The sequence below is a fragment of the Nocardioides asiaticus genome (genome assembly GCF_040049175.1).
Taxonomy (GTDB): Bacteria; Actinomycetota; Actinomycetes; order Propionibacteriales; family Nocardioidaceae; genus Nocardioides; species Nocardioides cheoyonin.
On the sequence record NZ_JBDZDM010000001.1, the window covers coordinates 494,641 to 518,232 of the forward strand.

25 protein-coding genes are annotated in these 23,592 nt (G+C 72.9%); 11 read left to right on the forward strand and 14 right to left on the reverse strand.

Going from position 1 to position 23,592, the window contains the following annotated elements; genetic code table 11:
* Positions 1-2: 2 nt before the first annotated feature.
* Genes rsmD through ABLE53_RS02385 form a run of 3 tightly spaced genes read right to left on the reverse strand, consistent with a single transcriptional unit; the run spans position 3 to position 4,442 of the window.
* A complete protein-coding gene (rsmD, locus tag ABLE53_RS02375) occupies positions 3-569 on the reverse strand; it encodes a 16S rRNA (guanine(966)-N(2))-methyltransferase RsmD (RefSeq protein ID WP_348856971.1) in 567 nt (188 codons plus the stop codon).
* The gene (locus tag ABLE53_RS02380) at positions 566-2,812 is read right to left on the reverse strand and encodes an ATP-dependent DNA helicase RecG (RefSeq protein ID WP_348856973.1); all 2,247 of its coding nucleotides are present in this window, start codon (positions 2,810-2,812) and stop codon (positions 566-568) included. The genes rsmD and ABLE53_RS02380 overlap by 4 nt, the downstream gene beginning before the upstream one ends.
* A gap of 16 nt (positions 2,813-2,828) precedes the next feature.
* Complete coding sequence (locus tag ABLE53_RS02385; RefSeq protein ID WP_348856974.1) at positions 2,829-4,442, reverse strand: DAK2 domain-containing protein; 1,614 nt, start codon at positions 4,440-4,442, stop codon at positions 2,829-2,831.
* Between the two features lie 204 nt (positions 4,443-4,646).
* Here ABLE53_RS02385 and rpmB point away from each other — a divergent pair, with 204 nt between their 5' ends.
* The gene (gene rpmB, locus ABLE53_RS02390) at positions 4,647-4,832 is read left to right on the forward strand and encodes a 50S ribosomal protein L28 (RefSeq protein ID WP_348856975.1); all 186 of its coding nucleotides are present in this window, start codon (positions 4,647-4,649) and stop codon (positions 4,830-4,832) included.
* Positions 4,833-4,933: 101 nt separating this feature from the next.
* Here rpmB and ABLE53_RS02395 read toward each other — a convergent pair whose 3' ends face one another.
* Positions 4,934-5,893 (reverse strand): thiamine-phosphate kinase, encoded by a 960-nt coding sequence (locus ABLE53_RS02395; protein WP_348856977.1) that lies wholly within the window; start codon positions 5,891-5,893, stop codon positions 4,934-4,936.
* Between the two features lie 119 nt (positions 5,894-6,012).
* On the opposite strand from ABLE53_RS02395, the gene ABLE53_RS02400 reads away from it, so the two are divergent.
* The 3 genes from ABLE53_RS02400 to pip are packed head-to-tail and all read left to right on the forward strand — an operon-like array spanning position 6,013 to position 8,170.
* A complete protein-coding gene (locus tag ABLE53_RS02400; protein ID WP_425474831.1) occupies positions 6,013-6,249 on the forward strand; it encodes an Lrp/AsnC family transcriptional regulator in 237 nt (78 codons plus the stop codon).
* A gap of 14 nt (positions 6,250-6,263) precedes the next feature.
* Positions 6,264-7,220, forward strand: coding sequence for a D-alanine--D-alanine ligase family protein (locus tag ABLE53_RS02405; RefSeq protein WP_348856978.1), 957 nt, complete (start codon positions 6,264-6,266; stop codon positions 7,218-7,220).
* A complete protein-coding gene (gene pip, locus ABLE53_RS02410; protein WP_348856979.1) occupies positions 7,220-8,170 on the forward strand; it encodes a prolyl aminopeptidase in 951 nt (316 codons plus the stop codon). The genes ABLE53_RS02405 and pip overlap by 1 nt, the downstream gene beginning before the upstream one ends.
* Before the next feature lie 84 nt (positions 8,171-8,254).
* On the opposite strand, the gene ABLE53_RS02415 is transcribed toward pip, so the two are convergent.
* The 5 genes from ABLE53_RS02415 to ABLE53_RS02435 all read right to left on the reverse strand — a co-directional run bounded on the left by ABLE53_RS02415 (position 8,255) and on the right by ABLE53_RS02435 (position 13,207).
* Complete coding sequence (locus ABLE53_RS02415) at positions 8,255-9,376, reverse strand: D-alanine--D-alanine ligase family protein (protein ID WP_348856980.1); 1,122 nt, start codon at positions 9,374-9,376, stop codon at positions 8,255-8,257.
* A 30-nt stretch (positions 9,377-9,406) separates the two neighbouring features.
* A complete protein-coding gene (locus tag ABLE53_RS02420; RefSeq protein ID WP_348856981.1) occupies positions 9,407-10,921 on the reverse strand; it encodes a Mur ligase family protein in 1,515 nt (504 codons plus the stop codon).
* On the reverse strand, positions 10,918-11,655 hold the full coding sequence (locus ABLE53_RS02425; protein ID WP_348856982.1) for an alpha/beta fold hydrolase: 738 nt from the start codon (positions 11,653-11,655) through the stop codon (positions 10,918-10,920). Before ABLE53_RS02425 ends, ABLE53_RS02420 begins: the two co-directional genes overlap by 4 nt.
* Positions 11,656-11,723: 68 nt before the next feature.
* Positions 11,724-12,437 (reverse strand): response regulator, encoded by a 714-nt coding sequence (locus ABLE53_RS02430; protein ID WP_348856984.1) that lies wholly within the window; start codon positions 12,435-12,437, stop codon positions 11,724-11,726.
* Positions 12,434-13,207, reverse strand: coding sequence for a sensor histidine kinase (locus ABLE53_RS02435; protein WP_348856985.1), 774 nt, complete (start codon positions 13,205-13,207; stop codon positions 12,434-12,436). Before ABLE53_RS02435 ends, ABLE53_RS02430 begins: the two co-directional genes overlap by 4 nt.
* A 165-nt stretch (positions 13,208-13,372) precedes the next feature.
* Between ABLE53_RS02435 and ABLE53_RS02440 the strand changes: the two genes are divergently transcribed.
* From ABLE53_RS02440 to ABLE53_RS02450, 3 genes are all read left to right on the forward strand, one after another.
* Entirely contained in the window at positions 13,373-13,651 is a 279-nt protein-coding gene (locus tag ABLE53_RS02440) for a hypothetical protein (protein ID WP_348856986.1), read from the forward strand.
* Between the two features lie 14 nt (positions 13,652-13,665).
* Positions 13,666-14,736 (forward strand): trans-sulfuration enzyme family protein, encoded by a 1,071-nt coding sequence (locus ABLE53_RS02445; RefSeq protein ID WP_348856987.1) that lies wholly within the window; start codon positions 13,666-13,668, stop codon positions 14,734-14,736.
* Between the two features lie 78 nt (positions 14,737-14,814).
* Positions 14,815-16,257, forward strand: a complete 1,443-nt coding sequence (locus ABLE53_RS02450) for a DHA2 family efflux MFS transporter permease subunit (protein ID WP_348856988.1) — start codon at positions 14,815-14,817, stop codon at positions 16,255-16,257.
* Positions 16,258-16,268: 11 nt separating this feature from the next.
* Here the strand turns inward: ABLE53_RS02450 and ABLE53_RS02455 are convergent, their stop codons facing one another.
* Together ABLE53_RS02455 and ABLE53_RS02460 are read right to left on the reverse strand one after the other, a co-directional pair.
* Positions 16,269-17,273 carry an NAD(P)H-dependent glycerol-3-phosphate dehydrogenase gene (locus ABLE53_RS02455; RefSeq protein WP_348856989.1) on the reverse strand — a complete coding sequence of 335 codons (1,005 nt, stop codon included), beginning with the start codon at positions 17,271-17,273 and terminating at the stop codon, positions 16,269-16,271.
* Entirely contained in the window at positions 17,270-18,037 is a 768-nt protein-coding gene (locus ABLE53_RS02460; RefSeq protein ID WP_348856990.1) for a lysophospholipid acyltransferase family protein, read from the reverse strand. The genes ABLE53_RS02455 and ABLE53_RS02460 overlap by 4 nt, the downstream gene beginning before the upstream one ends.
* A 62-nt stretch (positions 18,038-18,099) precedes the next feature.
* Between ABLE53_RS02460 and cofC the strand changes: the two genes are divergently transcribed.
* Positions 18,100-18,765: a 2-phospho-L-lactate guanylyltransferase gene (gene cofC / locus ABLE53_RS02465; RefSeq protein WP_348856992.1), complete on the forward strand. Its 666-nt coding sequence runs from the start codon at positions 18,100-18,102 to the stop codon at positions 18,763-18,765.
* 63 nt (positions 18,766-18,828) lie between these two features.
* Here the strand turns inward: cofC and ABLE53_RS02470 are convergent, their stop codons facing one another.
* Positions 18,829-19,704, reverse strand: coding sequence for an HU family DNA-binding protein (locus tag ABLE53_RS02470; protein ID WP_348856993.1), 876 nt, complete (start codon positions 19,702-19,704; stop codon positions 18,829-18,831).
* Between the two features lie 148 nt (positions 19,705-19,852).
* Here ABLE53_RS02470 and ABLE53_RS02475 point away from each other — a divergent pair, with 148 nt between their 5' ends.
* Together ABLE53_RS02475 and ABLE53_RS02480 are read left to right on the forward strand one after the other, a co-directional pair.
* Complete coding sequence (locus tag ABLE53_RS02475; RefSeq protein ID WP_348856994.1) at positions 19,853-20,071, forward strand: hypothetical protein; 219 nt, start codon at positions 19,853-19,855, stop codon at positions 20,069-20,071.
* 30 nt (positions 20,072-20,101) lie between these two features.
* Positions 20,102-20,533: a GNAT family N-acetyltransferase gene (locus tag ABLE53_RS02480; RefSeq protein ID WP_348856995.1), complete on the forward strand. Its 432-nt coding sequence runs from the start codon at positions 20,102-20,104 to the stop codon at positions 20,531-20,533.
* Between the two features lie 81 nt (positions 20,534-20,614).
* On the opposite strand, the gene leuD is transcribed toward ABLE53_RS02480, so the two are convergent.
* Both leuD and leuC read right to left on the reverse strand, forming a co-directional pair.
* Positions 20,615-21,214, reverse strand: coding sequence for a 3-isopropylmalate dehydratase small subunit (leuD, locus tag ABLE53_RS02485; RefSeq protein WP_348856997.1), 600 nt, complete (start codon positions 21,212-21,214; stop codon positions 20,615-20,617).
* Positions 21,215-21,263: 49 nt separating this feature from the next.
* A complete protein-coding gene (gene leuC / locus ABLE53_RS02490; RefSeq protein ID WP_348856998.1) occupies positions 21,264-22,676 on the reverse strand; it encodes a 3-isopropylmalate dehydratase large subunit in 1,413 nt (470 codons plus the stop codon).
* 136 nt (positions 22,677-22,812) lie between these two features.
* Between leuC and ABLE53_RS02495 the strand changes: the two genes are divergently transcribed.
* Positions 22,813-23,535, forward strand: coding sequence for an IclR family transcriptional regulator (locus ABLE53_RS02495; protein ID WP_348856999.1), 723 nt, complete (start codon positions 22,813-22,815; stop codon positions 23,533-23,535).
* Positions 23,536-23,592 lie beyond the last annotated feature (57 nt).

The following is a 23,592-nucleotide window of genomic DNA, read 5'->3' on the forward strand; positions in this document are numbered from 1 at the left end:
GCTCAGGCAGGACCGGCGTGACCGTACCAAAGCGCGGTCTCGCCGTACTTGCGGCTGCGGGTGTCGGTGAAGCCGTCCGGCCAGGCCGGCGCCGGGCTGCGGGAGGACCGCTCGACGACCACCATCGCGCCCGGGACCAGCCAGTCGTAGGTGGCCAGTGCGCCCAGGTCCTTGGCGACCGCGTCGTCGCCCAGCGGGTAGGGCGGGTCGAGGAAGACGATGTCGTACGGCGCCGCCGGTGGCTTGGCGAGGGCGCTGGAGACGGCGGCGGTCACGACGTTGGCCTTGGGGAACCCGAGGCTCTTGGCGTTGGCGGAGATCAGCGAGGACGTACGCCGGTCGGACTCGACCAGCGTCACGACCCCGGCCCCGCGCGACCATGCCTCGAGGCCGACGGCGCCGCTGCCGGCGTACAGGTCGAGGAAGCGGAGCCCGTGGAGCGAGCCGCACCACGACTCGATCGCCGAGAAGAGGGCCTCCCGCACGCGGTCGCTCGTGGGCCTGGTCTGGGCACCTCGCGGGGTGGCGAGGCGGCGTCCGCCGGCGGCACCACCGATGATCCGCGTCACGTCTTCTCCATGTAGGCCGCCTGGACCGACTGCTCGATCTCCGCGGCCTTCTGGGCGAGCAACGGCGCGGACTGCAGGTCGCCATCCTCGCCGAGAAGCTCCTCGGCCGCACGCCTCGCTTCGACGATCGTCTCCTCGTCGCGCAGGACGCGGAGGTTCTCCAGGCTGGAGCGGAAGCCGGACTGGGAGGCGCCGAGCACGTCGCCCTCGCGGCGCTGCTCGAGGTCGACGCGGGAGAGCTCGAACCCGTCGGTGGTGCCGGCGACCGCCTCGAGCCGCACGCGGGCCGGGCTGCCCGCCTCGGCCCCGCTGACCAGGAGGCAGAGCCCCGGCAGGCCGCCGCGGCCGACCCGGCCGCGGAGCTGGTGGAGCTGGGAGACGCCGAACCGGTCGGCGTCCAGGACGACCATCGTCGTCGCGTTGGGCACGTCGACGCCGACCTCGATGACGGTGGTGGCGACGAGCACGTCGAGCTCGCCGCGGGCGAAGTCGCGCATGGTGCGCTCCTTCTCCTCGGGCGGCAGCTTGCCGTGCAGCACGGCGAGGCGTACGCCGGCGAGTGGGCCGCGAGCCAGCTCGTCCGCCACCTCGACGACCGCAGCGAGCTGGGACTCGGGCGGCTTGAGCTCCTGCCCCTCCGCGTCGTAGTCGACCTGGTCGGTCTCGCCCTGCTCGTGCTCGTTGCCGGAGATGCGGGGCGCGACGACGTAGACCTGGTGGCCCTTCTCCACCTCCTCACGCACCCTCTCCCAGACCCGGTTGATCCAGCCGGGGCGCTCGGCGAGGGGGACGAGGTTGGTCTGGATCGGCGCGCGGCCCGCCGGGAGCTCGGTGAGGGTGGAGACCTCGAGATCACCGAAGACCGTCATCGCGACCGTGCGCGGGATCGGGGTTGCCGTCATGACGAGGACGTGCGGCGGACTTCCCGCCTTGTCGGTGAGCGCCGCCCGCTGCTCGACGCCGAAGCGGTGCTGCTCGTCGACGACCACGAGGCCGAGGTCGTAGAACTGGACGTGCTCCTGCAGCAGAGCGTGGGTGCCGACCACGATCCCGGCCTCGCCGGTCGCGATCCGGCTCAGCGGCTCCTTGCGCTGGGTCTTGGTCATCGAGCCGGTCAGGAGCTCGACCTGGGTGGTCTCCTCGGCGCCACCGAGGAGCCCGCCCTGCATGCCGTTGGCCGCGAGGTCGCCGAGCATCGCGGTGATGGAGCGGTAGTGCTGCTGGGCGAGCACCTCGGTCGGCGCGAGCAGCGCGGCCTGGCCGCCCGAGTCGACGACGCGGAGCATCGCGCGGAGCGCGACGAGGGTCTTCCCGGAGCCGACCTCGCCCTGCAGGAGACGGTTCATCGGGTGTGGCCGGGCGAGGTCCGCCTCGATCTCTTGGCCGACCTCCTTCTGGCCCGCGGTCAGCTCGAACGGGAGTCGGGCGTCGAACGCCGCGAGCAGGTCGGTCACTCCCCCGGTGCGCGCCTGGGCGCCCTGCGCCATCAGCGCCCGGCGGCGGCGTGCGAGGACCAGCTGCAGCGTCAGCGCCTCCTCGAAGCGGAAGCGGCGCTGCGCGGCGCGGACCTGGCCGAAGTCGTCGGGCGCGTGGATCCAGTCGAAGGCGCGGCGCAGGTCGAGCACGTCGTAGCGCCCACGCAGCTCCTCGGGCAGCGGGTCCCACAGCCCGCTCACCACCTCGCGCGCGAACCGGACCGCCCGCATGACGTCCCAGTGCTGGAGTCCGTTGGTGAGCGGGTAGATCGGGAAGAGGTCGCGGATCGCCTCGACGGTGAGCTCGGTCTCGGCGTCCTCCTCGGGGTCGCCGAAGAGCACCATCTGCGGGTTGGTGAGCTGCCACTGTCCCTTGAACGCGCCGGCCTTGCCCACGAAGACGCCGCGGGTGCCGGGCGAGAGCTTGCGGTTGTGCCACTGGGCGATGTGCTGGGACTTGGAGAAGAACGTCATCCGGAGCGCCGGGCCGTTGGTCTGCAGGACGGCCTCGACGCGGTAGGCGGTCCGGCCCGTACGCCGGTCGGTGTAGGGCCGCAGGTCGCTGCGGACGATCTCGCCGAGGACCGTCATCATCTCGCCCTCGTGGAGCTCGGGCACCTCGGTCAGCTCGGCGGTCCGGAGGTAGCGCCGCGGGAAGTGGTGGAGCAGGTCGCCCACGGTGCGCAGACCAAGGCCCTTGGTGAACCGCTCGGCCTGCTTGCTGGCGCCGAGCACCGACTCGACCGGGGAGTCGAGCGTGATCGCCATCGGGGCTCCTCTCCGGCTACTCCACCGACACCAGCAACGGGTAGCGCTCCTGCCCACCGTCGTACACCACGGCGTCGACAGTCGGGTGATGCGCCTCGACCCAGGCGGCGGCGGCAGCCGCGAGCTCACCGTCGGCGTCCTCCTGCCCGGACACGATGGTGACCAGCTCGCCACCGCCGCCGATGAGCCGTCCGAGGATGAACGACGCGACCTCGGCGAGGTCATGACCGACCTTCACGAAGTCGCCGTCGATGACGCCGAGCGCGTCGCCCGGGAGGCACGGCCCGGCCATCGTGATGGCGCGCTTGGTGGCGAGCGTGACGGCGCCATGGCGGGCGTGGCGGGCGGTCGCGGTCATCTCGAGCACGTCCTTGTCGAACGTGCGCCCGGGCTCGTGGACGGCGACCGCGGCCAGCCCCTGCACCTGCGCCACCGTCGGAACCACCGCGACCTTGATCCCGTGGTCCTCCTCCGCGGTCCGGGCGGCCGCCTCGGCGGCGCGGACCGAGTCGTGGTCGTTGGGGAGGACGATGATCTCGGCCGCGCCGCAGTCGACCATCGCCGACAGCAGCCGACTGCTCGACGGGCGACGGCGCGGGCCGCCCTCGACGACCACGGCGCCCGCGCTCTCGAAGAGCGAGGTCAGCCCGGGCCCTGCCGAGACGGCGACGACGCGGCGGCCGCTGCGCCCGACCGGGGCACGCTCGGCGGCCTGCTCGGCGAAGTGGGTCACGTGGATCCGGTGCGGCCGTCCGGCGGCGATGCCCGCCTCGATCGCCGCCCCGACGTCGTCGACGTGGACGTGGACGTTCCAGATCCCTTCTCCGCCGACGACGACGAGCGAGTCCCCGAGCGGGGCGAGCGCCTTGCGGAGCGCGGGGATCTGGCCGTCCTCGGCGTCGAGGAGGTACATCACCTCGTACGCCGGCCCGTCCGGGCTCAGCTCGGTGTGGCCGACGGGCACGGGGATGGTGTGGGTGCCCGGGCTGGCGTCGCCGGGGACCGGCCGGCGGCCGGTCGCGGCCGTCTCGTACGCGTCGAGCAGCACGCTGATGCCGCGTCCGCCGGCGTCGACGACACCGGCCTCGGCGAGGACCGCGAGCTGCTCGGGCGTGTGGGCGAGCGACTCCCGGGCCGCCTTCGCCGCGGCCGCGACGACCTCGCGCGTACGACGCCGCCCGTCGGCGGCTGCCCGCTCGGCGGCATCGGCCGCGGCGCCCAGCACGGTGAGCATCGTGCCCTCCTGGGGCTCGCCCACGGCGGCGTACGACGCCTCGGTGGCCTGGCGCAGGGCGGCCGCGAGCACCGCGGCATGGCACTCGTCCTCGCCCGCCTCGCCGTACCGCCGGATGAGGGCGCCCACCATCTCGGCGAGGATGACGCCGGAGTTGCCGCGGGCACCGAGCAGGGCCCCCTTCGCGAACACCCGGATCGCCTCGGCCGGGTCGGTCGGCGCCTCCTCGCGCAACCGGTCACGCGCGGCGGCGATGGTGAGGTAGAGGTTGGTGCCGGTGTCGCCGTCGGGCACCGGGTAGACGTTGAGGGCGTCGATCTCCTCGCGGTGGGCCGCCAGCGCGTCGGTCGCCAGGTCGGCGAAGCTGTGGATCAGTCGGAGGTCGAGCGTCGTCATGCCACCTCCGTCGTCGATCGTCACCTACTCTTGTCCTGCCCAGCATCCTGCACCCGCGCGGGCACGTGAGCCCACAGGGTAGAGGAGCGTTCCGATTTCGTGGGTCGGTGGCTGAGCGGATACCATCATGTGGTTGCCCGGCCGGACCCTTGCCTGCTGGTGCACCCTCGACCTAGACATACGATTCGATCCCAGGAGTTCACGGTGGCTGCCGTCTGCGACATCTGCGCCAAGAAGCCGGGCTTCGGCAACAACCGGCCGTGGTCCCGCAAGATCACGAAGCGTCGCTTCGACCCCAACATCCAGCGCGTGCGGGCCACCGTCAACGGCACCCCGAAGCGTCTGAACGTCTGCACCTCCTGCCTCAAGGCGGGCAAGGTCAGCCGCTGACGCGCTGATCCACTCGTCGACGAAGGCCGTCGCCCGCGAGGGCGGCGGCCTTCGTCGTCGTACGCACCCCTGCGGGATCGTGTCCGGCGCCGATCGGTCGGTCAGAAGTGCGTCCACCCCGTGGGGCCGTCGTACTCCTCGCCGTCGACGGTGACCAGCGGCGCCTCGCCGGGCTCGATGACGGAGCCGATGGGAGTGAACCCCTCGGGCAGAGCGGTGCCCGCCGGGAAGGTGGCGAGCAGGGCGTGGTCGTCCCCGCCGCCGAGCACGAAGCTGAGCGGGTCCTGGCCGGTGGCTGACGCGACGGCGTGGAGCGGCTCGGGGACGTCGAGGGCATCGGTGCGTACGTCGATCGCGACTCCCGAGTCCTCGGCCAGGTGCCGCGCCTCGGCGAGGAGCCCGTCGGAGACGTCGATGAGCGCGGTGGCTCGGGCAGCCGCGGCCGCCGGCCCGGCGGCGTACGGCGGCTGCGGGCGGCGGTAGGCCTCGACGAGCACCCGGGGTGACCGGAAGCCGCGCTTGAGGATCGCGAGGCCGCCGGCGGCCCAGCCCTGGCGACCGCAGAGGGCGAGCACGTCGCCCGGCCGCGCCCCCGACCGGAGCACCGGCGCCTGCGTCACGGCGCCGACGGCCGTCACCGCGACGACGATCTGGTCGGCGGCGGTCAGGTCGCCGCCGACCACCGAGGCGCCGACGAGCCCGCACTCGGAGGCGAACCCCTCGGCGAAGTCGAGCGCCCAGTGGGCCGGCAGGTCGGGCGGCGCGGCGAGGCCGACGGTGAGCGAGTGGCCGGTGCCGCCCATGGCGTTGATGTCGGAGAGGTTCTGGGCGGCCGCGCGGTGGCCGACGTCGCCCGGGCCGCACCAGTCGCGGCGGAAGTGCCGGCCCTCGACCAGGAGGTCGGTGGAGACGACGACGTGACCCTGCTTGACCCGCAGGAGAGCCGCGTCGTCACCGGGCCCGACCAGCACCTGCTCGCCCTGCGGGAAGCGGCGTACGAGCTCGGCGATCAGGCCGAACTCGCCGACGTCGGCCAGGGTGGCGTCGCGCGGGACCGTCATGTCCCCTATCCAACAGGAGTCCACCGAGCGGCCGCGGCTAGGGGCCGGACCGCGTCGCGCGATAGGTTGACGGGCGGACGGGTGCCAACGAGGGCACCCGCGACGCGAAGGAGAGCACGATGGTGGTCCAGGCCTACATCCTCATCCAGACCGACGTCGGCAAGGCGGCGGAGGTCGCCGGCGAGATCGCCAAGATCAAGGGCGTGACCCTGGCCGAGGACGTGACCGGCCCCTACGACGTCATCGTGCGCGCCGAGGCCCGCAACGTCGACGAGCTCGGCAAGCTCGTGGTCGCGAAGGTGCAGGTCCTCGAGGGCATCACCCGCACCCTGACCTGCCCGGTCGTCCACATCTGACCCGAAGGGCTGCCATGACCTCCCCCGAGCTCCCCGGACTCGTCGCCGTCGTCGCCGGCGGCCTGAGCCACGAGCGTGACGTCTCGCTGGCCAGCGGGCGCAACCTCGTGCGGGAGCTGCGGGCGCTCGGGGTCGACGCGGCGGCGTACGACTTCGACCGCGGTCTGCTCTCCAACCTCGAGCGCGACAAGGTGGCCGTCGCCCTGCCGGCGCTGCACGGCCAGTTCGGCGAGGACGGCGAGATCCAGACCCTCCTCGAGCTGATCGGGATGCCGTACGTCGGCTCGCCGTCCCGCGCCTGCCGGGTCGCCTACGACAAGGGCTCCGCGCGCGAGCTGCTCCGCCGCGGCGGGCTGCCGGTGCCGGACTCCGTCGAGCTGTCCGCCCAGACCTTCCGCGACATCGGCGCCGGTGCCTTGATGGAGCACGTCATCGACCACCTCGGCGAGCGGGTCGTCGTCAAGCCGTCCCGCGGCGGCTCCGCGCTCGGCGTGACCGGCGTCGACGGCCTCTCGCTGCTCCCCGCCGCACTGGTCAAGACCTACGCCTACTGCGAGGAGGCGCTCATCGAGCGCTTCTACGCAGGGATCGACGTCTCCGTCGTCGTCCGCGAGACCGACGAGGGGCTCTCCCCGCTCCCGCCGATCGCGGTCGACTTCACCAAGGGCCACGAGTTCGACTTCGCGGCGCGCTACACGGCCGAGTTCGTCGGCCTCTCGACGCCGGACCTGCCCGAGGACCTGCTCCGGCGGATCGGCGAGACCGCCTGCCGCGCCCACGACGTGCTGGGGCTGCGCGACCTGTCCCGCAGCGACTTCATCGTCATGCCGGACGGCTCCTTCGTGATCCTCGAGGTCGCCATCACGCCCGGCACCACCGAGACCTCGGTGTTCCCCTACGCCTGCACCGCCGCCGGCACCTCCCTCGGCGCGGTCGCCCTCGACCTGCTCAAGCGGGCGCTCGCCCGCTGATGGCCTACCCGGCCACCGAGCCGTACGCCGCCGGCCACCTCGTCACGAGCGACGGGCACGAGGTCTACTGGGAGGTCTGCGGCAATCCGGACGGCAAGCCGGCGGTCGTGCTCCACGGCGGGCCGGGGTCGGGTGCGACACCGTGGTGGCGGCAGTTCTTCGACCCGGATCGCTACCGGGTCGTGCTGCTCGACCAGCGCGGTTGCGGCCGCAGCCGGCCCCACGCCGGCGACGACCTGCGCGCGCTCGACCACAACACCACCGCAGACCTCATCGCCGACCTCGAGGCGCTGCGCACACAGCTCGGGATCGACCGCTGGCTCGTCTTCGGGGCCTCGTGGGGGTCGACGCTCGGCCTCGCGTACGCCGTCGAGCACCCCGAGGCGGTCAGCGAGCTGGTCCTCTGGGCGGTCGTCACGACGCGCGCGGTCGACATCGAGTGGCTGACCCGGACGATGGGCGAGCTGTACCCGGCCGAGTACGACGAGCTCCTCGGCGTACTCCCTCCGGAGCAGCGCGACGGCAACGTCCCGCTCGCCGTCAACCGGCTTCTCCGCTCCCCCGACCCCGCCGTCGCCGACGCCGCCGCTCGGGCGTGGTGCGCCTGGGAGGACCGGCTGGCCACGCTCTCCGGACCGGTCGTGCCGAGCCGGCGCTACGAGGACCCACGGTTCCGGCTGGGCTTCGCGCGGCTGGTCACCCACTACTTCGGGCACCACGCCTTCCTCGACGACGACGCGATCGTGGGCCGGCTGGACCGGATCTCCGCGATCCCCGCCTACCTGCTCCGCGGCCGGCTCGACATCGCCTCGCGGCTACGGGCGGCGTACGAGATCGCGGAGGCGCTCCCCCTCGCCACCCTCGACGTCGTCGAGGCGGACGCGCACGGTGCCGGTGACGACACCCTCCAACGACTCGTTGCGGCGCTGGACCGCTTCGCCACCGGTTGAGTCGGGAGTTCGGGCCCGTCGAGTCGGGGGTTCGGGTCAGCGGACCGACCACAAGCCCCGACTCGACCGGTCACAAGCCCCGAGTCAACTGCGGTTGGTGGGGAGACCGGCGAGCTTGCCGGCGATGCCGCCGGCGGCGCGGAGGGCGACGCCCTCCTCGTAGTTGCGGGTCACCTGGGGGACGTGGCGCTCGGCCTCCTCGAGGGCCGCGACGAGGATGTCGGCCGTCGGGGTGTCGGGCCAGAGGTAGAGCGCGAGGGCGCCCGGCGGGGCGTTGACCTCGTTGACGTAGACCTCCTCCTTGCCGTCGGAGAGGAAGTCGATCCGGATGATGCCGGTGAGGGCGGTCAGCTCGACGACCCGCGCGGCGAGCTCCTTGATCCGCGCGGTCAGCACCGAGGGCAGCTGCGCGGGGAACTCGCGGGGAGCGGCGGAGAGGCCCTCGGCGTGGACGTACTTCGCACCGTAGTCGTAGATCGAGCCGTCCTCGGGGCGCAGCGGGCGCTCGATGTCGCTCACGAGCAGCTCGGGCGCGGTGCGGACCGAGATGTTGAGGTCGAAGAGGTCGGGACGGTACGGCTCGACGACCGCGCCACCACGCAGGTGCGGCGAGGTCTGCAGGAGCGCGAGGGCTGTCTGGTGGTCCTCGACGACCTCGATGCCGATCGAGGAGCCGCCGGCGCGCGGCTTGACGATGTAGGGGCCGTCGAACGAGGGCGGGGTGTGCGCCGACAGCAGCTCGCGCCGCAGCGACGGCAGGCCGGCCTCCAGCATGACGGCCCCGAAGGCCAGCTTGTCCATGCCGAGCGCGGCCGCGCCGGGGTCGCCGCTGGTGACCTTGAGCCCGGCGAGCTGGAAGAGCCACTGGATGCCGCCGGCCTCACCGGCGCCCCCGTGGAAGCAGTTCAGGACCGGCCCGGTCTCCAGGAGCTTGCCGCCGCCGAGACCGCCGGGAAGGTAGAAGCCGTCGCCCTTGGACGCGCCGAGCCGGAACTCGACCGCCTTGGAGCCCTTCGGCTCCCCGCCGAGGAAGTCGCGGGCCTCGAGCGAGTTCGGGACGAGGAACCACTTGTCGCTGCGCGCCCAGTAGAGGCACTGCACCTCGACCCCGGCGCCCGCGAGGATCCGCTCGGCCTGCAGCCCGGTCAGGATGCTGATGTCGTGCTCCGCCGAGGGGCCCCCGAAGACCACGGTCGCCTTGCTCACCACGTGCTCGATTCTCCCTACAACTTCCGGCTATGCGTAATGGTCGGGCAGGTCATTCTCGTACAGCACCACGTCCCCCGCCCCGGCATGGGTGAGGACGTGGTCGGCCGCCGCCTGCCGGCTGTCGAACTCGAGCGTGCGCCCGGGGTCGCCGGCGCGCAGGGCCTTGCGGTTCGTCCGCCCCACGATGCACAGCCGCAGCCGCTCGGTGGCGGTCGCGGCCCTGGCGAAGTCAGCGTTGCGCGCGGCCTGCTCGGAGCCGAGCTCGACCATACCGGGCGTGATCGTCCAGACCGTGCCCGCCTCACCGGCCAGGCGCTGTGCCTTGGCGAGCGCGGCCGCCGCGCCGGTCGGGTTGGAGTTGAAGGTGTCGTCGACGACCCACACGCCGCCGGGCGTCTGCGCGGCCTCGGCGCGGTGCGGCGTCGCGGGCACGCCCGGCAGCCGCTGCAGGATCGTCTCCACCGGGACGTCGACGGCGAGCGCGAGACCCACCGCGACCGCCACGTTGATCGGGTGGCCGACCTCGTCGGGCAGAACGACATCGTACGAGACTCCCGAGATGATGACTCTCGCAACGTCGTGATCGGCTCCGGCGGACACGATCACGTCAGCCTGGCTGCCCGGCTCCGTGGAGCAGCGCACCACCTTCTTGGTGGCCGTGAGCTCGTCGGCGATCCGAGCGAGCTCGGGGACGTCGACGTTGAGCACGACGACCCGCGCCGGCGGCAGGATCTCCGACTTCGCCTTCACGATGGTCGCGCGCGTCTTCATCCGCTCGAGGTGGGCCTCGCCGATCGTGGTGATGGCGGAGACCTCGGGCGGGAAGATCTCGGTGAGCGCCTTGATCTCGCCGGGGCCGTAGGTGCCCATCTCGGCGACGAAGACGTCGGTGCCGGGCTCGAGCCGGTCGTTGACCGCGCGGGAGAGGCCCATCACGTTGTTGAACGACGCCGGCGAGGCGAGCGTCGACCAGCGGCCCTGCATGAGGTGGGTGGCGTAGTTCTTGGTCGAGGTCTTGCCGTACGACCCCGTGATCGCCACCACCCGCGGGCTGACCCTGCGGATCTTCGCGGCCGCCTGGACCTGCCACTTCCTGGCCAGCCGGCGCTCGACCGGCGCCATGATCGCGAGCCCGGCCTCGGCGATCGGCAGCACGAGCAGCGGGAGAACGACGACCGCGTGCGACGGCACCAGAGCGAGGACGACCGCCGCGATCACGTGGAGCACGACGACCACCGCAGCCAGCCGACGCACCCGGTCGGTGAACACGAGCCGCTTGGCGCCGACGAAGCTCATCCCCGCCGGCCAGCCGAGCCAGAGCAGCGCGCCGACGATCCCGCCCCACGGCAGCCAGAACGACGCGACGCAGACGGCCACGACGGCGAGCAGCAGCACGAGCTCCACGGGCCGCGACCTCGTCCAGATCCCCGCGATCGCGAACAGCCGCCCGGGCTCGTAGTGCTCCCGCTGGGCGACGCGCAGCCAGCGGAGGTACGACAGCAGCGTGACCAGGCCGATCACGACGGGGAGGACGATGCTCATGCCACCTTCAGTTCGTCGATCGCGGCGCGGACGGCGGCGACCAGGCCGGCGTCGAGGAGGTGGGCGGAGCCGGCGACGACCTCGAGCGCGGCGCGGTCTCCGAGCTGCCCGAGCGCCTTCTCGGCCATCCACACGGGCGCCGCGGTGTCGTGCTCCCCCCACACCATCCGCACCGGCAGGTCCTGCGGGATCGCGGCGAGCTGCTCGGTGTAGTCCTCGTTGACGACCTTCACGAAGACGTCGCGGATGATGCCGCGGGCGTTGCGGTAGTCCTCGGAGCCGTACTTCTGCCGCATCGCCTCCATCCGGCCCTCCGGGATGAGCCCGCGCTTGTGCAGCGCCCGGGCGACCCGGAACGACAGCCGCGGCCCGCCCGAGGAAGGCGGCCGGTAGAGGGGTACGCCGGTCAGCACGACCCCGCGGAGCAGGTCCGGGTGGAGCGCGGCGAGCTGGACCGCGACCCGGCCACCGAAGCTGTGGCCGACGACGACGGGCCGGTCGAGCCCCTTGAGGATCCCGGCCGCCCACTCGGCGTACTCCTGGCTCCCCCAGCCGCTCTCCGGCGCCGGCGTGGCACCGAAGCCGGGCAGGTCGAGCGCCAGCGCGTCGTACCGCTCGAGCGTGGTCGTCCAGTCGCTGCGGTTGCGCGCCCAGCCGTGCATGGCGACGACGGCGGGTGAGCCCTGGCCGAACCTCTCGGCGAAGGCGGTCCCGTCCAACAGCGTCGTCAACACGGCGGCAACCCTATAAGGGGGTGGGGGCATCATCCGACTTCGCGCCGCCTTCGCGCGGGATGTCGCGGTCAGGGCGTCCCCGCGCGGCCGGCGACCAGCCCCGACTGGTAGGCCATCACGACCAGCTGGGCGCGGTCGCGCGCCGCGAGCTTCGTCATCGCGCGGCTGACGTGGGTCTTCACGGTCGTCGGGCTGAGCACCATCCGCTCCGCGATCTCGTCGTTGCTGAGCCCGTGGGCGACGAGAGCGGTCACCTCGAGCTCGCGCGGGGTGAGGGCGCGCAGCGCGTCGGCGGGGGCGAGATCGGCCGGGCGGGCGACGAACTCGCTGATCAGCCGCCGCGTCACCGCCGGCGACAGCAGCGCGTCGCCGCGGATCACCACCCGCAGCGCCTGGAGCAGGTCGGCGGGCGCGGTGTCCTTGAGCAGGAACCCGCTGGCGCCCGCGCGGAGCGCGTCGAAGACGTACTCGTCGTCGCCGTAGTTGGTCAGCATCACCACCTGTACGCCGGCCAGGCCCTCGTCCTCGGCGATCCGCCGGGTCGCCCCGATGCCGTCCAGGACCGGCATCTGCACGTCCATGAGGACGATGTCGGGACGGTGCTCCGCGGCCAGCCGGACGGCCTCGGCGCCGTCGACGCCCTCGGCGACGACCTCGATGTCGTCCTCGGCGTCGAGCAGCGCCCGGATCCCGCTGCGGATCAGGGCCTGGTCGTCGGCGAGGACGACCCTGATCGGCTCCACGAACACCCGGCGGGCACCGCCGTCCGTGCCCCCGGTCATGCCGGTGCCGGAAGCTCGGCGCGCACGCTGAACCCGCCGGTCGGCCGCGGGCCCGCCTCGAGCCTCCCGCCGAGCTCGGTCACCCGCTCGCGCATCCCGATCAGCCCCCAGCCCGGTGTCGGGCGATCGGCCAGCACCGGTCCGTCGTTGTCGACGCGGACGACCAGCGCGTCCGGCGCGTACTCGACGTCCACCGTCGCCGGGCCCGGCGCCGCGTGCCGGCAGACGTTGGTGAGCGCCTCCTGCACGATGCGGTACGCCGTGTGGTCGACCGCGTCGGGCAGCGGCCGCTCCTCCCCCGCCACCTGCAGGCGTACGGCGACGCCCGACTCGCGGGCGGCGGCGGCGAGGCCGTCGACCTCGGTGAGGCCGCCACGGTTGGGCCCGGTGCCGTCGCGCAGCACGCTGAGCGTCGCCCGGAGCTCGCGCGCGGCCTCCGAGCTTGCCTCGCTGATCGCCCTGAGCGCGGGCGGGACCTCCTCGCCGCGCTTCTCGGCGAGGTGGACCGCCACGCCGGCCTGGACCTTGATGACCGAGATGCTGTGGGTCAGTGAGTCGTGCAGGTCGCGCGCGATCCGCAGCCGCTCCTCCACCGCGCGCCGCTTCGCCGTCTCCTCCCGGGTCCGCTCCGCCTCGGCCGCACGGGCCTCGGCCTCGGCGGTCCGCTGCAGGCTCATCCGCCAGCTGGCGTACGCCATGACCGCCGAGGTCGCCCAGCCGGCGACGAAGCCGGCGGCGACGAGCGGCTTGCGCCCGTGCACTCTCTGCATGTGCCGACAGTAGGCCGCGACGGCGCCGGCGGCATCCGCCTTCGGCCGTAGCTGCGGCGTACTCCCGACGGAGTAGCCCGACGCGCCCGCGTCCGCGTCGGGTGGCGGGCCGATCCGGTCCCGCCGTACGACGACCGGGCGGCCGGATCCGGGAACGATCGAGCCATGTACCGAGCCATGACCATCGTCACCTCAGCCCCCGTCCTGCACGTCCGGGTCGCCGACGCGACCGTGCGGGCGCGCGTCGCCGCCCTGCTGGAGGACGTCCTCCGCGAGCCGGTCGAGTGCGGCCTCGACCCGAGGTCGCTGCGGGTCGTCCTGCGCGGACCCGGCCGGGGCGACGTCCGGGCGGCCGAGGCGATCGCCGAGCTCGGCTTCGCCGCCTTCCCGATCGAGGCGTTCTCGCTCGAGCCCGCACCCGCCAGGAGCGTCCGCGCGGGCTGATCTAGGGTCGAGGCGTGACGTCCGAGAAGCCGCTGAAGCCCGCCACCGTCGCCGTCCACGCCGGCCGGCCGCCGCACGAGCCCGACCAGCCGCTCAACACGCCGATCACGATGGCGTCGACCTACGTCGCGGGTGGTGGCAAGGAGTACGGCCGCTACACCAACGACTCCTGGACCGCGTTCGAGGAGGCCCTCGGAGCGCTCGAGGGCGGTCGCGCGCTGGCCTTCTCGAGCGGCATGGCGGCGGTGACGGCGCTGCTCGACCTGGTCGGCCAGGAGAGCGTGGTCGTCGCGGCGCGGCACTCCTACCTCGGCACCCTCGGCGTGCTCGCCGACCTCGAGGCGCGCGGCCGGATCAAGAGCCGACTGGTCGACGTCACCGACACCGACGAGGTCGTGAAGGCGATCGACGAGGACACCGCGCTGGTGTGGTTCGAGTCGCCGACCAACCCCGCGATGGAGGTCGCCGACATCCCCGCGATCGTCGCCGCCGCCCGCGCCGCGGGCGCACAGGTCGTCGTCGACAACACCTTCGCCACCCCGGTCCTGCAGAACCCGCTCGCCCTCGGCGCCGACATCGTGGTCCACTCCGCGACGAAGTACATCGCCGGTCACTCCGACGTGCTCATGGGCGCGATCGTCGTCGCCGAACCGAGCCTGTACGACGTCCTCAAGGGCCGGCGTGACCTCACCGGCGCGATCCCCGGCCCGTTCGAGGCGTGGCTCGCCCTGCGCGGCCTGCGGACCCTGCCGCTCCGCGTCGAGCGGGCCTCCGCCAACGCCGCCGAGCTGGCCCGGCGGCTCGCCGAGCACCCGCGCATCGAGGAGGTCCGCTACCCGGGCATGGGCGGCATGGTGTCGGTGGTCGTGGCGGGTGGCGCCGGCCCCGCCGACGTACTCGTCAGGGCGACGTCGCTCTGGGTCCACGCCACCTCGCTCGGCGGGGTGGAGTCGACGTTCGAGCGCCGGCGCCGTTGGAAGGCCGAGGCGCCCACGATCCCCGAGGGGCTGGTCCGGCTCTCGGTCGGGATCGAGGACGTCGACGACCTGTGGGCGGACCTGAAGGGCGCGCTCGACGGGCTCTAGGGGATTTCCGGGCCGTCCTGTCGAATCCGGCCTCCCGGCTTCGTGGTCCTCGTGAGAGACCTCGACAAGGAGACCGACATGAACTCGACGAAGGCCCGCTGGCTGGCGCTCTACGTGCTCTGCCTGGGCGACCTGATGATCGTCCTCGACACCAACATCGTGAACGTCGCGCTGCCCGCCATCCAGGGCGACCTCGGCTTCTCGCCGTCGGCGCTGGCGTGGGTGCTCAACGCCTACATGCTGACCTTCGGCGGCTTCCTGCTGCTCGGCGGCCGGCTCGGCGACCTGTTCGGCAACCGCCGGGTCTTCCTCGGCGCCGTGGTCGCGTTCACCGCCGCCAGCGCGCTGTGCGCCGCGGCGCCCCAGGCCGGTGCGCTCGTCGGCGGCCGCGGGCTGCAGGGCGTGGCCGGCGCGTTCGTCTCGGCCGTCGCGCTGGCCCTCATCACCGCGCTCTTCGACGACGCGGCCGAGCGGGCGAAGGCGATGGCCTTCTACGGCTTCGTGATGTCGGGCGGCGGCGCCGTCGGCGTGCTCCTCGGCGGCGTGCTCACCGGCTTCCTGACCTGGCACTGGGTCTTCCTCGTGAACGTCCCGATCGGGCTCGCCGTCGGCGTCCTCGGCGCCCGGGTCCTGCCGAAGGACCGGCGGCCCGCCGCCCGTACGAGGCTCGACGTCCCCGGCGCGGTGCTGGTGACGTCGGCCCTGGTGCTGGTGGTGTACGCCGTCGTCGGCGGTTCCGAGCACGGCTGGGCCTCCGGGCGGACCCTCGGCGTACTCGCCTCCGGTGCCGTCCTGCTCGCCGCCTTCGTCGGCTGGGAGGCGCGCGCCACCCACCCGCTGATGCCGCTGCGGATGTTCCGCATCCGGAGCCTGGTCGTCGCGCAGGTCGTCGGCATCCTGTGGTCGGGCGCGATGTTCGCGACCTTCTACCTCGCCTCGCTCTACCTCCAGCAGGTCCTGCGCTACAGCGCCGTCGAGGTCGGGCTGGCGTTCCTGCCGACCTGCGTCGCGATGGCGTACGTGTCGCTGCGCTGGTCGGGCGGGATCGTCATGCGGTACGGGCCGCGGGCCCCGATGACCGCGGGGCTCACCCTGGTCGCGGTCGGGCTCGGGCTGCTCGCGCTGGCGCCGGTCGACGGCCACTACGCGACCGACGTCCTCCCGGCGATGGTCCTCTCCGGGCTCGGGGCGGGCCTCGCGCTCAGCCCCGTGCTGCTGGTCGCGATGAGCGAGGTGCCGCCCGAGGAGGCCGGGCTCGCGTCCGGCCTGGCCAACACCTCCTTCTCGCTCGGCGGCGCACTCGGGCTGGCGGTGCTGGTCAGCGTCGCCACCAGCCACACCGAGGCGCTGGCCGCCGGCGGCACCGACCCGGTCGCCGCGCTCGACGGCGGCTTCCAGTGGGGCTTCGCCGGCGGCGCCGGGTTCGCCCTCCTCGCCGCTGTCGTCGGGTTCGTGTTCCTTCGGCCCGCTCGTGCGGCGGCGGGCGCCGACGAGGCGACGGAGGAGCTGGTCGCGGCCTGAGGGCCCGAGCGTCAGTCCGTCTCGGCCTTCGTCGGCCGCTCGAGCATCTCGTCCATCACCGCGGCGACGGTCTTCTCCCCCGAGACCACCTGGTCGACGTACACCGCGAGCGGCGCGTCGACGCCCTGGCGAGCGGCGAGCTCGCGCAGCGAGTGGCTCGACTTGGCGCCCTCGGCGACCTGGTGGGACGAGGCGAGGATCTCCTCGGTGGTCATGCCGCGGCCGAGCTTCTCGCCGTACGTCCGGTTCCGCGAGAGCGGCGAGGAGCAGGTGGCGACGAGGTCGCCGAGCCCGGCGAGGCCCATCAGGGTGATGGGGTTCGCGCCGAGGTTGGTCGCCAGCCGGGCGGTCTCCGCGAGGCCACGGGTGATGAGGGAGGACCGGGTGTTGTCGCCGAAGCCGAGGCCGGCCGCCATCCCGACCGCGATGCCGACGACGTTCTTGTAGGCGCCGCCGAGCTCGCAGCCGATGACGTCGGTGGAGGTGTAGGGCCGGAAGGCCGGGCTGTGGATCCGGTCCTGGATCGCCTTCGCGAGCTGCTCGTCCGCGGAGGCGACGACCCCGGCCGCGGGCTCACGGCGGGCGATCTCGGGCGAGAGGTTGGGACCGCTGACGACGGCGATCCGCTCCGGGGCGGCGCCGGTGACGTGGGCGATCACCTCGCTCATCCGCTCCAGCGTGCCGAGCTCGACGCCCTTCATGAGCGAGACGAGCGGCGCCCCCTTCGGGAGGTACGGCGCCCACTCCGTCAGGTTGCTGCGCAGCGTCTGCGACGGCGTCGCGAAGACGACCAGGTCGGCGGCGTACACCGCCTTCTCGACGTCGTGGGTCGCGGTGACCGCCTCCGGCAGGCGTACGCCGGGGTGGTACTCGGCGTTCTCGTGCTCCTTGTTGATCGCCTCCGCGAGCTCCTCGCGGCGCGCCCAGAGCGTGACCTCGTTGCCGGCGTCGGCCAGCACGATCGAGAACGCGGTGCCCCACGAGCCGGCACCGAAGACGGCGACCTTCGCCGTCACGCGGTTTCTCCGGTGGACCGCTTCCTGTTGGGGTTGCCGGTCGCGCTCACGCCGTGCTTGCGCGGGTCGTAGAGCTCCGCCGGCGGATCCTCGCCGCGGACCTCACCGACCAGGGCCACGATCGCCTTCATGATCCGGTCGGTCGCCTCGTTGATGACGGCGTTCGTGTGCTCTTGGACCTCGAGGTCCTTGAGGTCGACGGGGTCGCCGACCTTCATCCTGATCAGCTTGCGGCCCTTGAGGTTGGGCTTGGTGGAGTACGCCGGCAGCAGCTCCTGGGCGCCCCACTGCCCGACCGGGATCACCGGGCAGCCGGTCTCGAGCGCGATCCGGGCGGCGCCGGTCTTGCCCTTCATCGGCCAGCCCTCGGGGTCCTTGGTGATCGAGCCCTCGACGTACACGACCACCAGCTCGCCCTTCTTGACCGCCTCGATCGCCTCGTTCAGGGACCCGGCGCCGGCACCGCGGTCGACGGGGATCTGGCCGGCGGAGCGGAGGAAGTGGGCGAAGTACTTGTTCTTGAACAGCCCCGACTTGGCGAGGTAGCGCGACTCGCGGCCGTAGTCCCAGGTGATGTGGGCGGCGGTCAGCGGGTCGATGTGGGAGACGTGGTTGAGCGCGAGGATGGCGCCACCGGTCTCCGGGATCTTCTCCCCGCCCTCCCACTGCTGCCTCGTAGTGGCGAGCAGGACGGGCTTGACGACGCCGACGGCGAGCGTCCACGCCCACCCTCGCTTGTGCTGAAGCTTCCGGTACTTACCCACGGCTGCAGGCTACCGGTCCCTCGGCAGCCGACGCCTGCGGTGGCGTGTCAGGATCATCGGTGATGCCCAGCTCCTCGCAGGCGCCCCGGACCGGGCCTGCCCCGACCCACGCCGTCCTGCTCCCCGTCAAGCCCCCGGCCCGCGGCAAGTCGCGCCTCGTCGGGCTCGCCGACGAGGCCCGCACCGCGCTCGCGCGCGCCTTCGCGCTCGACACCGCCGAGGCCTGCCTCACCGCCGGCGGCGTCGGGGCGGTCCTCGTCGCCACCGACGACGCGTTCTTCGCATCGGAGGTACGCCGGCTCGGCTGCGCCGTCATCCCCGACGGCGTCAGCGGCGACCTCAACGGCGCCCTCGTCCAGGCCGCCGCGGAGGCGCACCGCCGGTGGCCGGAGCTCGTCCCGGTCGCCCTCTGCGGGGACCTGCCTGCCCTGCGGCCGGCCGACCTCGAGGAGGCGCTCGCGTCCGTGACGCCCGGGACGGCGGCGTACGTCGTCGACGCGGTGGGCACCGGCACGACGCTCTACACCGCGGCGTACGACGGCTTCGCCCCGCGCTTCGGACCGGACTCGGCGAGGCTGCACCACGAAGGCGGCGCGCTCGCGCTCGACGGCGTGCTCGAGACCCTCCGCCACGACGTCGACACGCTGGACGACCTGCGGGCGGTGAAGGCGTACGGCCTCGGTCCCCGCACGCTCCTCGCCGCCCTCCAGGCCGGTGTGGCGCTCTAGTCTTCGCGCGACGTCATACGGACGGCGGCTCGTCGCCCCGCGGGGTGTATGACGTCCCGCGGCTCAGGAGCCGGTCGGCGGCGTCTCCGGATCTGGCAGTGCCGGCTCGGGCGTCGAGGGCGTCATCGGCGCCGCGGGCGGGGTCGCCGACGCCGGCGGCGTCGTCTTCTTCGCCGTCGTCTTCCTCGGGGTCGTCTTCTTCGCCGTCGTCGTCCTCTTCGCGGTCGTCTTCCTGGGCGTGGTCGTCTTCTTGGCGGCCGAGCCCGTCGTCTTCTTCGCCGTGGTGGAGGCGGTCTTCGCGGGGGTCGAGGACTTCTTGGCAGCCGTGCCGGTCGTCTTCTTGGCAGCCGTGCCGGTCGTCTTCTTGGCGGGCGTCGCCGTCTTCTTCGCCGTGGTCGACGTGCCCGCGGACTTCTTCGCGGCGGTGGACTTCGCGGCGGTGGACTTCGCGGCGGTGGACTTCGCGGCGGTGGACTTCGCGGCGGTGGACTTCGCGGTGGTCGTCTTCTTGGCGGCCGGGTTCGTCTTCTTCACCGGCGTGGCCCTGCGCGGCGTGGACGGGGTGGCCTTCGCGGTCGTCGCGGGAGCCCTCTTGGCGAGCCGTTCCCTGACCTGCTCCTCGATGATGTCGGCGAAGGCGCCGGCCTTGGCGGGTACGGCCAGCTTGGGGAGCTTGACCTTCCCGGACACGACGCCGGCGAGCTCCTTGCCGGGCACGAAGGAGGGCACGAACGACTTCTTCGCGGCCTTCCCCTTCTTCGCGGGGGCCTTCTTGGCGAGGACGCGCTCGAAGGTCCCGAACCCCTTGATGGCCACGCTCTCCCCCTTCGCGACCTCACGAGTGATGGTGTCGACGACAGCGTCGAGCGCGTGCGCGGCGGCCCTCCTGTTCCCGTCGAACCGCTTCGCGAGCGAGTCGATGAGCTGAGACTTCTTCACGATCTCCCTTTCGCCGAAGAGCGGTCGAGCGAACGCCCGACGTACACCGCACGCTAGACATCTCGGTCACCGCCCACAATGACGCGCACCGGAAGTCAGGTGTGAGAAAGCCGTCGCCCCGGGTCGCGGCCGCCGCGATCATGGCCGGATGGAGCGGACCGCGGACCTCGTCGAGCAGTGGTGGGCCGAGCTGTTCGGCGTACGCCGTGATCGGCTGTGGCGGGACCCGACGGTCCGGCACCACTCGATGCTCGGGGACTACGAGGGGTGGTACGTCGCCTGGCGGCACAGCGTCGCGCACGTCTCCGCCCCGCCGGGCAGCGGCCTCGACGACGTGCCGGTCGGCCTGACCGATGCGATGGCCTAGGAGGAGTACGCCGGCGGCCGCGGCCTCCGCGTGATCGGACCGTCGTGCCACGCCTATCTCGACCGCTCCCCCGGCGCGGTCGACGGCGTGGCGCCGGCCGCGCCCGGCGAGCTGGCCCGCCTCCGGGCGGCGGTCACCGCGCAGGAGTGGAGCGAGTCCGGCTTCGAAAGTCTCGACCCCTCCGCCGATCCGGCCTTCGCGCTCGTCGAGGACGGCGAGGTCGCTGCGGCCGCGAACCTGACCGAGTTCGCCGGGGCGCCCCGCGACGTCGGGCTCCTCGTCCACCCGCACGCGCGCGGCCGAGGGCTCGGCCGACTGCTGGGGCGGCACGCGACGGCGTACGCCGTCGAGCGGTCCGGTCTCGCCCGCTGGCGCGCGCTGACGACCAACGGCGCCTCGCTAGCGATCGCTGGCGGGCTCGGCTTCGAGCGCTACTGCACCCAGCTGGCGGTGCGCGCGTGAGACGGAACTGGCGCCACCCGGCGGGATGCGGAGCGGATCACGCGCCGAACGGCACCAGTTCCCACCAGGAGAGGCAAGCTCTCAGAGCGTCGCCGGCTTCCAGCTCGGCCGGGCGGCCTCGAAGGCCTCGATGTCGTCCTCGTGGGACAGCGTGATGCCGATGTCATCGAGCCCCTCGAGCAGCCGCCAGCGGGTGTAGTCGTCGATGTCGAAGGAGTCCTCGATCGCGTCGACCCCGTCGCCGGCGCGCACGGTCCGCGACTCGAGGTCGACGGTGATCGCCGCGCCAGGGTTGTCGTCGAGGTAGTCCCACAGCTTCTGGACGACCTTCTCGTCGACCTGCGCGGCGAGCAGGCCGGCCTTGCCGGAGTTGCCGCGGAAGATGTCGCCGAACCGCGGGCTGATGACAACCTTGAAGCCGTAGTCCATCAGCGCCCAGACGGCGTGCTCGCGCGAGGAGCCGGTGCCGAAGTCGGGGCCGGCCACAAGGACCGAGCCGCCGGCGTACGCCTCGTTGTTGAGGATGAAGGTCGGGTCGTTGCGCCACGCGGCGAACAGGCCGTCCTCGAAGCCGGTCCGGGTGACCCGCTTGAGGTAGACCGCCGGGATGATCTGGTCGGTGTCGACGTTGCTGCGGCGCAGCGGGACGCCGACGCCGGTGTGGGTGGTGAACTTCTCCATGTCAGTTCCTTCGTGATGGTGGTTTCGAGACGGTCGCAGCGCGACCTCCTCAACCACCGATCGGCGCGAGGTCGGCGGGGGACGAGAGGGTGCCGCGTACGGCGGTCGCGGCCGCGACCAGCGGCGAGACGAGGTGGGTGCGGCCGCCCTTGCCCTGGCGGCCCTCGAAGTTGCGGTTGGAGGTCGAGGCGCTGCGCTCGCCCGGCTGGAGGATGTCGGGGTTCATGCCCAGGCACATCGAGCAGCCGGCACCGCGCCACTCGGCTCCCGCCTCCTTGAAGACGATGTCGAGCCCCTCGGACTCGGCCTGCAGGCGCACCCGTGCCGAGCCCGGGACCACGAGGAAGCGGGTGTTCTCGTCGACGTGGCGGCCCTTGATGACCTCGGCGGCCGCGCGGAGGTCCTCGATCCGGCCGTTGGTGCAGGAGCCGAGGAAGACGGTGTCGACCTTGATCTCGCGCATCGGGGTGCCGGCCTCGAGGTCCATGTAGGCGAGCGCCTTCTCGGCGGCGACCCGCGTGTCGGGCTCCTCGAAGTCGTCGGGGCTCGGCACGCTCGCGCCGAGCGGCACGCCCTGGCCCGGGTTGGTGCCCCAGGTGACGAACGGCGTGATCTCCTCGGCCTCGAGCACGATCTCCTTGTCGAAGACCGCGTCCTCGTCGGTGACCAGCGTCTTCCAGTGCTCGACGGCGGCGTCCCAGTCCGCGCCCTTCGGCGCCTCCGGGCGGCCCTCGATGTAGGCGAACGTCGTCTCGTCGGGGGCGATCAGCCCGGCCTTGGCGCCCCACTCGATGCTCATGTTGCAGATCGTCATCCGGGCCTCCATGGAGAGCTCGCGGATGGCCTGGCCGCGGTACTCCACGATGTGGCCCTGGCCGCCGCCCGTGCCCGTCTTGGAGATCAGGGTGAGGATCAGGTCCTTCGCGGTGACGCCGGCCGGCAGGCTGCCGTTGACGGTGACGGCCATCGTCCTCGGCTGCGCCTGCGGGAGGGTCTGGGTGGCGAGGACGTGCTCGACCTCGGAGGTACCGATCCCGAACGCGATCGCGCCGAAGGCGCCGTGGGTGCTCGTGTGGGAGTCGCCGCAGACGATCGTCATGCCCGGCTGGGTCAGCCCGAGCTGAGGCCCCACGACGTGGACGATCCCCTGCTCGACGTCGCCCAGCGGATGCAGGCGTACGCCGAACTCCTCGGCGTTCTGCCGCAGCGTCTCGACCTGCTTGCGGCTGACCGGGTCGGCGATCGGCTTGTCCCAGTCGACCGTGGGGATGTTGTGGTCCTCGGTCGCGATCGTGAGGTCGGGGCGGCGGACCTTCCGGCCGGCCAGGCGCAGGCCCTCGAAGGCCTGCGGGCTCGTCACCTCGTGGATGAGGTGGAGATCGATGTAGAGGAGATCGGGCTCCCCTGGGGTCGACCGGACGACATGCTCGTCCCACACCTTCTCCGACAGGGTCCTGCCCATGACGATCTCCATCCACTTGCAAATCGGCGCTGACCGCACGTCCATGGTGCGACGGCGCGTCAAGCGTCCGCACCTTCGTCGTACGTCACACGACTGTACGATTGCATCTCAGTTTGTGAGAAGTTAGTCTTGCCATATGGACAACTCAAGCGGAGTGGGCGTCCTCGACAAGGCCGCCCTGGTGCTCACCGCCCTCGAGTCGGGCCCCGCCACCCTCGCCGGGCTCGTCGCCGGCACCGGGCTGGCCCGACCGACGGCCCACCGTCTCGCGGTGGCGCTCGAGCACCACCGGCTCGTCGCGCGCGACATGCAAGGCCGCTTCGTCCTCGGCCCCCGCCTGGCCGAGCTCTCCGCCGCGGCCGGCGAGGACCGGCTGCTCGCCACCGCCGGCCCCGTGCTCGCGCGGCTGCGCGACATCACCGGCGAGTCCGCCCAGCTGTGGCGCCGGCAGGGCGACTACCGCGTCTGCGTCGCGGCCGCCGAGCGCCCCTCCGGCCTGCGCGACACCATCCCGGTCGGCTCCCAGCTCACCATGCGCGCCGGCTCGGCCGCACAGGTCCTGCTCGCCTGGGAGGACCCCGAGCGCATGCACCGCGGCCTGCAGAACGCCGCCTACTCCGCCGCCGCCCTCTCCGGTATCCGCCGTCGCGGCTGGGCCCAGTCGGTCGGCGAGCGCGAGGCGGGCGTCGCCTCCGTGTCGGCCCCGGTGCGCTCGCCCGGCGGCAAGGTCATCGCCGCCGTCTCCGTCTCCGGTCCGCTCGAGCGGCTCACCCGCCAGCCCGGCAAGATGCACGCGCCGGCGGTCCTCGCCGCCGCCGACCGGCTCTCCGAGTCGCTGCGCCGCGCCGCCGCGGAGTAAGGCCCCCGAGGGCGAGGCCGTCGGCCGCGACGGCCTCGTCACCATGGCAGACGGGGC

Bases quoted from the DNA above. Each gene is read 5' to 3' on its own strand.
- ABLE53_RS02380 (WP_348856973.1), bottom strand. From the start codon at position 2,812: ATGGCGATCACGCTCGACTCCCCGGTCGAGTCGGTGCTCGGCGCCAGC.
- ABLE53_RS02385 (WP_348856974.1), bottom strand. From the start codon at position 4,442: ATGACGACGCTCGACCTCCGACTGATCCACAGCTTCGCCGACCTGGCG.
- ABLE53_RS02395 (WP_348856977.1), bottom strand. From the start codon at position 5,893: ATGACGGTCCCGCGCGACGCCACCCTGGCCGACGTCGGCGAGTTCGGC.
- ABLE53_RS02400 (WP_425474831.1), top strand. From the start codon at position 6,013: ATGGTGGTCCAGGCCTACATCCTCATCCAGACCGACGTCGGCAAGGCG.
- ABLE53_RS02405 (WP_348856978.1), top strand. From the start codon at position 6,264: ATGACCTCCCCCGAGCTCCCCGGACTCGTCGCCGTCGTCGCCGGCGGC.
- pip (WP_348856979.1), top strand. From the start codon at position 7,220: ATGGCCTACCCGGCCACCGAGCCGTACGCCGCCGGCCACCTCGTCACG.
- ABLE53_RS02420 (WP_348856981.1), bottom strand. From the start codon at position 10,921: ATGAGCATCGTCCTCCCCGTCGTGATCGGCCTGGTCACGCTGCTGTCG.
- ABLE53_RS02430 (WP_348856984.1), bottom strand. From the start codon at position 12,437: ATGACCGGGGGCACGGACGGCGGTGCCCGCCGGGTGTTCGTGGAGCCG.
- ABLE53_RS02435 (WP_348856985.1), bottom strand. From the start codon at position 13,207: ATGCAGAGAGTGCACGGGCGCAAGCCGCTCGTCGCCGCCGGCTTCGTC.
- ABLE53_RS02440 (WP_348856986.1), top strand. From the start codon at position 13,373: ATGTACCGAGCCATGACCATCGTCACCTCAGCCCCCGTCCTGCACGTC.
- ABLE53_RS02450 (WP_348856988.1), top strand. From the start codon at position 14,815: ATGAACTCGACGAAGGCCCGCTGGCTGGCGCTCTACGTGCTCTGCCTG.
- cofC (WP_348856992.1), top strand. From the start codon at position 18,100: ATGCCCAGCTCCTCGCAGGCGCCCCGGACCGGGCCTGCCCCGACCCAC.
- ABLE53_RS02475 (WP_348856994.1), top strand. From the start codon at position 19,853: ATGGAGCGGACCGCGGACCTCGTCGAGCAGTGGTGGGCCGAGCTGTTC.
- leuD (WP_348856997.1), bottom strand. From the start codon at position 21,214: ATGGAGAAGTTCACCACCCACACCGGCGTCGGCGTCCCGCTGCGCCGC.
- leuC (WP_348856998.1), bottom strand. From the start codon at position 22,676: ATGGGCAGGACCCTGTCGGAGAAGGTGTGGGACGAGCATGTCGTCCGG.
- ABLE53_RS02495 (WP_348856999.1), top strand. From the start codon at position 22,813: ATGGACAACTCAAGCGGAGTGGGCGTCCTCGACAAGGCCGCCCTGGTG.